At 55.0% G+C, this 1,339-nt stretch carries 2 protein-coding genes; one reads left to right on the top strand and one right to left on the bottom strand.

Translation table 11 applies throughout. The features are described 5' to 3' along the window. Positions 1 to 258: 258 nt before the first annotated feature. Positions 259 to 492 carry a hypothetical protein gene (locus tag ACFFJH_RS18025; RefSeq protein ID WP_390214367.1) on the bottom strand — a complete coding sequence of 78 codons (234 nt, stop codon included), beginning with the start codon at positions 490 to 492 and terminating at the stop codon, positions 259 to 261. A gap of 114 nt (positions 493 to 606) precedes the next feature. Here ACFFJH_RS18025 and ACFFJH_RS18020 point away from each other — a divergent pair. After that, on the top strand, positions 607 to 1,339 hold a 733-nt coding region (locus ACFFJH_RS18020; protein WP_390214366.1), incomplete at its 3' end, for a hypothetical protein.

Below are 1,339 nucleotides of genomic sequence, written 5' to 3'. Positions count from 1 at the left end.
GCACCAACGATCACCTCAGCCACATACGATGTCACCACCCATATCCTGACTGTCACTGGCACCGGTCTGGTCAAGACTTTGGGCGCGACCAACGACATTACGGTTTCCACCCTCACCATCACCGGTGAAGGTGGCGTCACCCGTGCCCTGTCTACCACAGGCAATGTCGAGATCACCTCCGCGACCAGCTTTGCCGTCACACTAGCCGGTGCAGATCAAACTGCTGTCGAGGCCTTGTTCAACAAGAATGGCACTGCCTCAACCAATGGCACCACTTACAATCTCGCCGCTAGCGATGATTGGAACAGTGTCATCACCGGTGGCAATATCGCCGTCGCCACAGCAGGGATTACGGTGTCCAATGTTCCGGTGCCGACGATTACGTCCTCGACCTACGATGCGATTACCGGTGTGCTCACTGTCACAGGTACTGGCTTTGCTAGCTTGACGGGGGCCACCAATGACATCATCGCCAACAAATTCAGTCTGCAAGGCGAAGGCGGTGCCAGCTATACCCTGACCACCACCAACAATGTCGAGATCACCTCGGCCACTTCGTTCACCCTGACCCTCAGTGCCGCAGACAGGCTCGGTGCCAATCTCATCATGAACAAGAATGGCACTAGTTCCACCAGTGTCAATACCTACAACCTGATTGCCGCCGAAGACTGGAATGCCGGTGCTGACGCGGCGCTGACGATTGCCGATCTGACTGGCAATGGCGTTACCGTCTCAAATGTGGTGGCACCGACCGTCACTTCAGCCACTTACAACGTTGCGACAGGTGTATTGGTCGTGACAGGTAACAACTTCCTATCACTAACTGGTGCGAGTAATGACATCACGGCTAACCGTATCCGTTTCCTAGGCCAAGGTGCCTTCAACTACACCCTGACTAACACGCCGAACGTTGACATCACCTCCAACACCAGCTTCACCATGACCATGAGTGCCAACGACAAGACGGCTCTGGCATTGAGGTTGAACAAGGATGGTACCTCGTCCACCGACGGCACCACCTATAACATAGGCATGCTGGAAGACTGGAATACCGGAGCAGCCGTTGCCGTCGTCATCGCTGATCTATTTGGCAACCCCGTGACCGTCACGGGTAACAACGTGGCCCCCACCATCACAGGCGCGGTCACAGGTCAAACTATCAATCAGTCGATGACCTTATCTCCCTTCGCCAACATCGTCATCACTGATCCTGATGTTGGTGCTTCCGAAACCTTAACTATCACCCTCGACAATGCCGCTAAGGGCGCTTTCACGGCCGCGTCTTTAACTGCCAGTGGCTTCTCCACCGCCAATGCAGGGCTAACTTATACCCATGCCG

The sequence above is a fragment of the Affinundibacterium danionis genome, from assembly GCF_042432465.1.
GTDB classification, from domain to species: Bacteria; Pseudomonadota; Gammaproteobacteria; order Burkholderiales; family Burkholderiaceae_D; genus Undibacterium; species Undibacterium danionis.
The sequence above is the reverse complement of the archived record's forward strand: the minus strand, read 5'-3'. Positions and strand labels throughout refer to the sequence as shown.